This is a genomic window from Rhizobium mulingense (assembly GCF_029194105.1).
GTDB classification, from domain to species: domain Bacteria; phylum Pseudomonadota; class Alphaproteobacteria; order Rhizobiales; family Rhizobiaceae; genus Rhizobium; species Rhizobium mulingense.
This window is the reverse complement of the sequence record NZ_JARFVE010000034.1, coordinates 1-7,751: the sequence shown is the minus strand read 5'-3', so window position 1 is coordinate 7,751 and position 7,751 is coordinate 1. Positions and strand designations below refer to the sequence as shown.

The window sequence follows — 7,751 nt, the reverse complement described above, 5'->3', positions numbered from 1 at the left end:
TTCAGACGGCGAAGATGAACAACGTGGACCCGCAGGCTTGGCTCACCCAAACACTTGAGCGGATCGCCAACGGCTGGTCGAGCAGCGATCTCGATGCACTCATGCCGTGGAATTACGCGCGCTGAACGGTCTCAGCTTGCCGCTTACCCTGCAGCGTCCGGTTCATCCGCTCGACACGGCCTTTGGCCTGGCTGGAGTTTGCACAGAGAATCTCGATATTTAGCTCCGAGAGTGCCCGCCCGAACTGGGTCATGCCCTGGCCACCCTTGGCATCCTTCTTCGTCACCCGGAACACCGAGTGCTTGTCGGAATAAAAGGCGATCGGCGCCCCGTGCTGCTTCAGATAAAGCTCAAGTGCGTCGAAATAGCTGAAGGCGCTTTCCGAGCGCACGAAGCGCAGCTGCATCAACCGGCCCGTCGCATCATCGACGAACACCAACAGCGAGCACGGATCTCCACGATCTTCGAACCAGCGATGCTCGGACCCGTCGATCTGTACCAGATCGCCATAGGCTTCGCGCCGCAACCGCGGTTGATGAAACGTCCGCCGCTGCTTGCGTGACAGCCACAATCCGGCCTGCGTCATCCAGCCGCGCAACGTCTCGCGCGACACACGCAAGCCATCGCGCTCGGCAAGCTTCTCGGCCGCCAGCGTCGGACCGAAATCCGCATAACGTTCACGAACCAGCGTCACCGCATAATCGCGAACACCATCGCTGATCCGGTTGTTCGACGGCCGGCCGATCGCCTTGTGGCGGATCGATGCCGCACCGGTCGTTCTGATGCGATCCAACAGCCGCCGCACCTGGCGCTCGCTGAGAGCAAGCACATGCGACGCCGACACCATCGTCATCCGCCCGTCGGCAACCTTCGACAAAACCTCGATCCGCTGCAGGTCACGCTCGCTCATCGCAATCAGTCCCATCCGCTTGTCTCCCGCGCCATCAAACGCGGGGAGAGTGACATTCCAACTTTGCAGAAACAGGACACTTCAACTTTGCGCCTACAGCACCAAATAGCATAATCAACGTTATGGAACTTTACGCTGAACCGGCCGCGATAGTTACAAGCAGGTCCTTGGCATCGATCTGGTCGCCGGCTTTGACGAGAACTTCGGCGATCGTGCCGTTCTCCTCGGCGTGAATTGCCGTTTCCACCTTCATCGCTTCGGTCGACACCAGCACATCGTCGGCATTGATCGCCTGTCCGGGCGACATAAAGACGCGCGAGATGGCGCCCGGCATCGGTGCGCCGACATGAGCGGCATTGCCGGGTTCGGCCTTGGGTGCGAAGACGGCGGCCGGTGACGCTGAGGAATTTTGCGAGCTCTTGCTGTTGGTTCCTCGCGGACCCGAGCCGCATCTCGTTGTGCACCTAACCGGCTCGGCTCACGTGACAACAAACACAAGAACATCTGGTTGTTTCTATCAAGTTTGGCGCAGGAGGCGCAGGAGGAAAATCAACATGACTGTCGCGGCTAGGCCCATGATTGCCAAAGCGTATAGGCCTGTAGAAAAACCTCCGGGCTGACTACGGAGATACCCTATAACGAACGGCCCCACAAATGCTCTTAGGTTCCCGAGTGAGTTAATGAATGCGATCCCGCCGGCGGCAGCGGAGCCACTAAAGAAGCAGAAGGCAGCGCCCAAAGGGTCCCTTGCAACCCAATATGCCGCGCATGAGCATCCCTCGCCAGAACCCGTCAGGGCCGGGTTGATCTACCGTACGGCCGGGGCAATACTCCAGGATTGGCTTAGCTCCTCCGATGCGTCAAAATTCCGCTTGATGAGTGCCATATCAAGGCATAACCAATCGGCCATTCTCCGATTCCCGGAGAATTGCCGGACATGACTTGGAGCAGGTGCCATTTCTCCGCAGCCATCCCGGATATTGCAAAAGGACCGATACCATGTGCTTTGAATGCAATTCCTCCCCACTCAGCCGTCGCTCCCTGCTGAAATTTGCCGGCATCGGAGGCGTGGCCGTCATGACTGCAGGCTTTGACATGACCATGCCGGCATTCGCCTCGAACGCTCCCGCCCTCCTGCCGGATGAAGCACTGGCAAAACTCCAGGAAGGCAACAAGAAATTCGTCACCGACACGGAAGCCTGCGCCGCCAATATTTCCAAGCGCCGGCAGGACGTCGCCAAGAGCCAGGCACCTTGGGCGATCGTGCTGACCTGTTCCGACAGCCGTGTCGTGCCGGAACTTGTATTCGGCGGGGTGACGCTCGGCGAACTCTTCGTCGCCCGCAATGCCGGAAACGTGGTCGACACCGATGTGCTCGGCACGATCGAATATGGCACCGAACATCTGCATGCGCCGCTGATCGTCGTCATGGGCCACAAGCGTTGCGGGGCGGTCTCCGCCGCCTGCGAGGTCGTGTCCAAGGGCACCAAGCTCGATGGCTCAATCGGCAAGATGACCCAGCCGATCCTGCCCGTGGCTTTGGCGGAGACCGATCGCGGCGACAATTTTGTCGACAAGACCGTCCATGCCAATGCCTTCAACGGCGCCGAGCGCATCCTCACCGAAAGTGCGATTGTTTCTCGCCTGGTCGAGGAAGGCAAGGTGAAGATCGTGCCCGCCTATTATGATCTCGATACCGGCGTGGTCGATTTTCTGCACAAGGTCTGACCTACGAGGCGACTTCATGTTGCCGACGGCTATCCGCGGGCGCCTCGTCGCGTTCGCGGAACCATAGTCGCTGATGACCCTTGCCGCCCGCAGCATCACCCGGCGGGTTACGCGGGCCGGAGCTGAGGTCGCGAGCTGGCTGCCTGGGCGACGCTCTTCTGGAAATTTCCGACCATACGCCTGCGCAATTTGGTGAGCTCAATCGACAGGTCCGACAGCTGCGCGATGACATCTATCGGAACCTGGGCAGCTGGGCCGCGCCCTCCTGAGCCAGTACAAGGACATAGGCGTCGCTCGTTTCAAAGAACGCGAGACAATCGGCCTCCGGCAGGATCTCAACAAGATCAAGACGGCGAAACCGCCTGTGGAGCTTGAACGCAAAGGCGCGATCTGGGTTCAGCCAACCCTATTCGCTGAATCGAGTATCGCGCCTGGAGGCATAACGGAAAACTACGGCATCGAAACTGGCCGCATTGATCGAAGATTGGTACGAACCGTGAAATTGACGTAAGCGACAAGCTGACCCCATCTGGCGTCAGTAGCGTTGGCCGCTGTATTGCGGACAGACGATTCACAAACTGTGAGCTTCTATGTCTGCGCCTAGCTCTGGAACTAGAAACTTCCATATGATCGAGGCTGTTCCGGAACGGCTTGAGGGCGCCCCACGGCAATTTCGGCGCCGCTGGTCCGATGATTTTAAAGCGCGGGCTGTGGCTGAGGCAATGGAGCCCGGCGCAAGCGTCTCAGCCATTGCGCATCGCATCGGCATACATCCCTCGCAGCTATTTGGCTGGCGTCGTGATGCTCGTGACGGACAACGATCTACCTCGCAAATCGGGCTGGTCAGACGGAGACTGGGACGATTGGCACACGTGCGATGATCGAGCTTATCATCGGCGACGTCGTTATCCGGGCCGACGCAGATATCGGCGAAGCACACCTGCAGCGGGTGATCCGAGCGGTGCGGTCGGCATGATCCCGTCCGGCGTGAAGGTCTTTCTTGCGAGCCATCCCATCGACTTCCGAAAGGGGCCGGACAGCTTGCTTTCGCTGGTACGGGATGCTGGCAGTGATCCGTTCAACGGTGCACTTTATGTCTTTCGGGCCAAGAGAGCAGACCGAGTCAAGATCGTGTGGTGGGATGGCTCCGGCGTTTGCCTCTATGCGAAGCGGCTGGAAAAAGCCCAGTTCTGCTGGCCCCGGATCGGCCATCATCGCGTCCAGCTCAATCATGCCCAGCTTCTGGCTTTAGTCGACGGAATGGACTGGAAGCGGGTTCGATCCACGCCGGTGAAGCCTCCCGAGATTGTTGGGTAAAACCGCTGCGGCGAAGTGAATCAGGTCCCTGAAAGCATGGGCGGAGCGCGGCAAAATATGCTCTGATCATACCCATGACGCGGCCCGAGATTGAGCTCCCGGATGATGTAGAGGCTCTCAAAGCCATGGTTCTTGCCATGGCCGCAAAAGCAGCCCGCGTCGAGGCTTTGGAGAAGCAGGTTGACGATCTAGAGGCCCGCAACGCGGACGCCGATGAGCGCATCGAGCGGCTGACGCAGATCCTGAAGGCTTTCGATCGCGCCCGATTTGGCCGACGCTCGGAAAGGCTTGCATCATCCACCGTCGATGACGAGCAGCACGCCTTTGTCTTCGAAGAGATCGAGACCGGCATTGCGACGATCAAGGCTCAGGTCACGAAAGGCCGCGGTAGCGCGGACAGCAAACGCGCTCCGCGGCCACGCAAGGGCTTTGCGCCTCATCTTGAGCGCGTCGAGGTCGTGATCGAACCGGAAGAGCTTCCAGAACATGCAGGTAAGACCAAAATCCTGATTGGAGAAGACGTCTCCGAGCGGCTGGATGTCGTGGCAGCGAAGTTCCGTGTCATCGTCACCCGTCGGCCGAAGTATGCCTTTAGGAACGAGGATGGTGTCGTCCAGGCGGCGGCTCCGGCACATATCATCGAAGGTGGCATTCCAACGGAAGCACTTCTGGCCCAGATCGCCGTTTCCAAATATGCCGACGGGCTGCCACTCTATCGCCAGGAAGCCATCTACGCACGCGACAAGGTCGAACTCGACCGCAAGCTGATGGCTCAATGGATGGGCAAGCTGGGGTTCGAGCTCAATATCCTCGCCGACTACATCCTCGATGAGATCAAGAAGGCCGAACGGATCTTTGCCGACGAAACGACCTTGCCCACACTTGCACCTGGTTCCGGATCAGCGAAGACGGCATGGCTATGGGCGTATGCCAGGGATGACCGGACTTTTGGGGGCAGCGGTCCACCGATGGTAGCCTATCGCTTCGAGGACAGTCGAGCCACCGAGTGTGTCGCACGACACCTGAGCGGCTATCGTGGAATCCTGCAGGTCGACGGATATGCCGCTTATAACAAGCTCGTCCGGAAAGATGGAGGCAATGACAGCGCCATCCTGGCCGGCTGTTGGTCGCACAGCCGGAGAAAGTTCTACGAGTTGCATGTCGCAAAGAGCTCGAAGGTCGCTACAGACACCGTCGAGCGTATGGCGAGGTTATGGGAGATCGAGGAGCGTGTGCGCGGCCAAAGCCCTGAAGCTCGTGTCGCTGCACGCCAGGAGATCTCCGCAGCGATCGTCCGTGACCTCTTCACTCTCTGGCAGGCGACCCTGCCACGGGTCTCTGGAAAATCCAAACTCGCCGAAGCTCTGCGGTATGCCATCTCGCGTCGAGACATCTTCGAGCGCTTCCTGACCGACGGCCGCATCGAACTCGACTCCAACATAGTCGAGCGAGCAATCAGACCCCAAGCGATCACGAGAAAAAATAGTCTATTCGCTGGAAGCGACGGTGGCGGCCGGACTTGGGCGACCATCGCGACGCTCCTGCAAACGGCAAAGATGAATGCAGTCGATCCGCAAGCTTGGTTGACCCAGACGCTTGAGCGCCTTGCGAATGGATGGCCCAGCAGTGAAATCGACGCGCTCATGCCATGGAACTACGCCGCCTGAACGGCCACGGCTTGTCGCTTACAAATTGACGCATGGTGGCTGGAAAAAACGCCGAGCTATGCATCCGGTTCGAGGATCACGCCCGCTATGGAATGCCTGCGATACAGGGCTCCAAATTCGGTTCAAAATCCTAATCCGCCCACTCAGGATCGGTTGTAAAGGCGATGGTGAGCCGACGACTCGGACCCTCGTTACCAATCGCGAGCCCGATTTCGTCACGGATCTTATCCCATTCCTGCAATTTCCTCGCCGGGAGGTCCTCTGAGACAACGAAATGTAGCTCGATTTGCCGGCCTCGGCCGACCCGGGCCACATAAGCCCGGTGGGATATGAATCCATGTCGTTCGATGATTGTTTTGGCGACCGCGTCAACTTGTTGTTTGAGATCTAATGGCGTAACAAGCAGTATGTCGGCGAGCGCTCGCCGAACCGTGCCCGCCGGAATGGGAATGATCACAATGCAGATTAATGCCAGCGCGACCGGGTCAATAAACGGCGAGATCCATTCGTAAGAAGACCCCTGAATGAAATATCCGATGGCAAACGCGACGAGTAACCCGATCGTTAGCCCGGCGGACATCAGCCAAGCTTTCGTATCCAGGGCAACGAAATCAGATTTGATCTTACGATTAGCTCGATCACCAATAACCCCCATGGTGGCTGTCACACCGAGTGTTACGACGGAGTAGACGATCGCTTGACTAAAGTTGAGCGGACGTCCCCCATGCAAAATGCTGCCGATTGCGTTGACAAGTGCGTAAACAGCCGACCCGGTTATGAGAATGCCGTTGAGAGCCAAGACTATGGGCTCAAGATGCCAGAACCCCATCGTGAAATGCTCGATAAGTTTTCCTTTGCTGGAGGGCGCTTCGGATGACGCGATGAGCTTTGTAACAAGCAGAGCTACGACAGTCATAGCAGCGTCCGTCAATGCGTAGACACCATCGAATATGATTGCGAACGAACCTGAAATGATCCCGAACAAAATGCCGATGCAGGCAAGGAGGATGGTAACGGCAATTGAAACGCAGAGAAGCCCCTGCTCCGTTCTCATGAAATTCATAGGCTCAGCCTTATAACTTACGTTTCTTTATGGTCCTCTGGACGCGGTACAGACCATCCAATTCAGCTACTGAAGCGAGCACATCCACTTTTGGATCAAGGTACCTTTTTAAATTCAAATGCTGACCTCTCCTGTCCAGTGGGCTCGCATGAGCGTCTTTCACATACCTGGCCACAAGACAAAATCGCCTCGCTGTGTTCTGGCAGTGCGGCCTCGACTATCTAAACAAGGGCCAATTTTGCTTTGCAGGTAAAGCGGGGCTGGACATGATGCACGACACGGAAGGAAGCATGAACATAGTCCAGCACTTCGCTGACGGTCTCGCCGCCGCGAATGAAGTCGGAGCCACCACAGATAGGGCATGAGCAGGCCACCTGTTACACGTCATCATGGCACGGCCGAGGTTGCAGAGCTTGCGCGGCGATAGGGCTCTCGACGCATCCACGTCATCCGGCAGGTTCGAATTCCGTTGACTCATGGTTGGATCTGATTTGATGAGAGGCGTTCCAAAGAACGCCGAGGTTTTCGCCCTCATGATAGGCTGTGGCTGACACCACGTTCTAGTCTAGCGATGATCGGATCGTCGAGCCCTTTGGCGACTCCTGTAATTACGGCTGGATTGCCAGATGGAAAAGAGCAGGCTTGCGATATACGCCCACTGAAGAAGCAACAAACTAGCCACCATTGCAACGATGACTTCGTGGATGGAATGCCAGACGAAGTAACTCGTTAGTGCCTTCGCCCAGACGACGAGCAGCAGGAGGCCGCAAAAGATTGTGAAACGCAACACCGTTCTCCTGATTTGTTCGCGAGATTGCGCAGCAATGTCGTCTGCGGCAACGAGAGTCTGGCAGTTCTTCAGGCGGCAACCGCCGCGTGGTTGAGAGCCATGATCATGCCAGTGAGCTCACCATCGAACTCTCGTTCTGGCCATTGCAAATGCTGAGATTTTGGCAGCGGCGGCGCGGGACTGCAGCTTGCGGACCTTCTTCAGCTGCTCCACAATGTCTGACATGATCTCTTTCCTCGAAAATTGATTTCATGATGCCCGCGCCACGTCGGGATA

At 57.6% G+C, this 7,751-nt stretch carries 7 protein-coding genes and 2 pseudogenes; 5 read left to right on the top strand and 4 right to left on the bottom strand.

Annotated elements, in window-relative coordinates; genetic code table 11:
• The coding region (locus PYR71_RS30300) for a transposase domain-containing protein (RefSeq protein ID WP_323115715.1) at positions 1 to 125 on the top strand (125 nt) is incomplete at its 5' end.
• Positions 126 to 142: 17 nt separating this feature from the next.
• On the opposite strand, the pseudogene PYR71_RS30295 reads toward PYR71_RS30300, so the two are convergent.
• Together PYR71_RS30295 and PYR71_RS30290 are read right to left on the bottom strand one after the other, a co-directional pair.
• Positions 143 to 925 (bottom strand): annotated as a pseudogene (locus tag PYR71_RS30295) (ISNCY family transposase); the annotation flags it as partial.
• Positions 926 to 1,040: 115 nt separating this feature from the next.
• A pseudogene (locus tag PYR71_RS30290) lies at positions 1,041 to 1,289 on the bottom strand (biotin/lipoyl-containing protein); the annotation flags it as partial.
• Between the two features lie 620 nt (positions 1,290 to 1,909).
• Between PYR71_RS30290 and PYR71_RS30285 the strand changes: the two are divergent.
• The 4 genes from PYR71_RS30285 (at position 1,910) to PYR71_RS30275 (ending at position 5,622) form a co-directional block, all read left to right on the top strand.
• Positions 1,910 to 2,638: a carbonic anhydrase gene (locus PYR71_RS30285; RefSeq protein WP_029532496.1), complete on the top strand. Its 729-nt coding sequence runs from the start codon at positions 1,910 to 1,912 to the stop codon at positions 2,636 to 2,638.
• Positions 2,639 to 3,228: 590 nt separating this feature from the next.
• Complete coding sequence (locus PYR71_RS31115) at positions 3,229 to 3,519, top strand: transposase (protein ID WP_077989901.1); 291 nt, start codon at positions 3,229 to 3,231, stop codon at positions 3,517 to 3,519.
• Between the two features lie 91 nt (positions 3,520 to 3,610).
• Complete coding sequence (gene tnpB / locus PYR71_RS30280; protein ID WP_003592504.1) at positions 3,611 to 3,955, top strand: IS66 family insertion sequence element accessory protein TnpB; 345 nt, start codon at positions 3,611 to 3,613, stop codon at positions 3,953 to 3,955.
• A gap of 74 nt (positions 3,956 to 4,029) precedes the next feature.
• On the top strand, positions 4,030 to 5,622 hold the full coding sequence (locus tag PYR71_RS30275) for an IS66-like element ISRle3 family transposase (protein WP_016737534.1): 1,593 nt from the start codon (positions 4,030 to 4,032) through the stop codon (positions 5,620 to 5,622).
• 130 nt (positions 5,623 to 5,752) lie between these two features.
• Here the strand turns inward: PYR71_RS30275 and PYR71_RS30270 are convergent, their stop codons facing one another.
• Together PYR71_RS30270 and PYR71_RS31110 are read right to left on the bottom strand one after the other, a co-directional pair.
• Complete coding sequence (locus PYR71_RS30270; protein ID WP_012489540.1) at positions 5,753 to 6,685, bottom strand: cation diffusion facilitator family transporter; 933 nt, start codon at positions 6,683 to 6,685, stop codon at positions 5,753 to 5,755.
• 221 nt (positions 6,686 to 6,906) lie between these two features.
• Positions 6,907 to 6,993, bottom strand: a complete 87-nt coding sequence (locus PYR71_RS31110; protein WP_237350514.1) for a hypothetical protein — start codon at positions 6,991 to 6,993, stop codon at positions 6,907 to 6,909.
• Positions 6,994 to 7,751 lie beyond the last annotated feature (758 nt).

Coding starts and splice junctions, on each gene's coding strand:
- PYR71_RS30285 (WP_029532496.1), top strand. CDS start 1,910: ATGTGCTTTGAATGCAATTCCTCCCCACTCAGCCGTCGCTCCCTGCTG.
- PYR71_RS31115 (WP_077989901.1), top strand. CDS start 3,229: ATGTCTGCGCCTAGCTCTGGAACTAGAAACTTCCATATGATCGAGGCT.
- tnpB (WP_003592504.1), top strand. CDS start 3,611: ATGATCCCGTCCGGCGTGAAGGTCTTTCTTGCGAGCCATCCCATCGAC.
- PYR71_RS30275 (WP_016737534.1), top strand. CDS start 4,030: ATGACGCGGCCCGAGATTGAGCTCCCGGATGATGTAGAGGCTCTCAAA.
- PYR71_RS30270 (WP_012489540.1), bottom strand. CDS start 6,685: ATGAATTTCATGAGAACGGAGCAGGGGCTTCTCTGCGTTTCAATTGCC.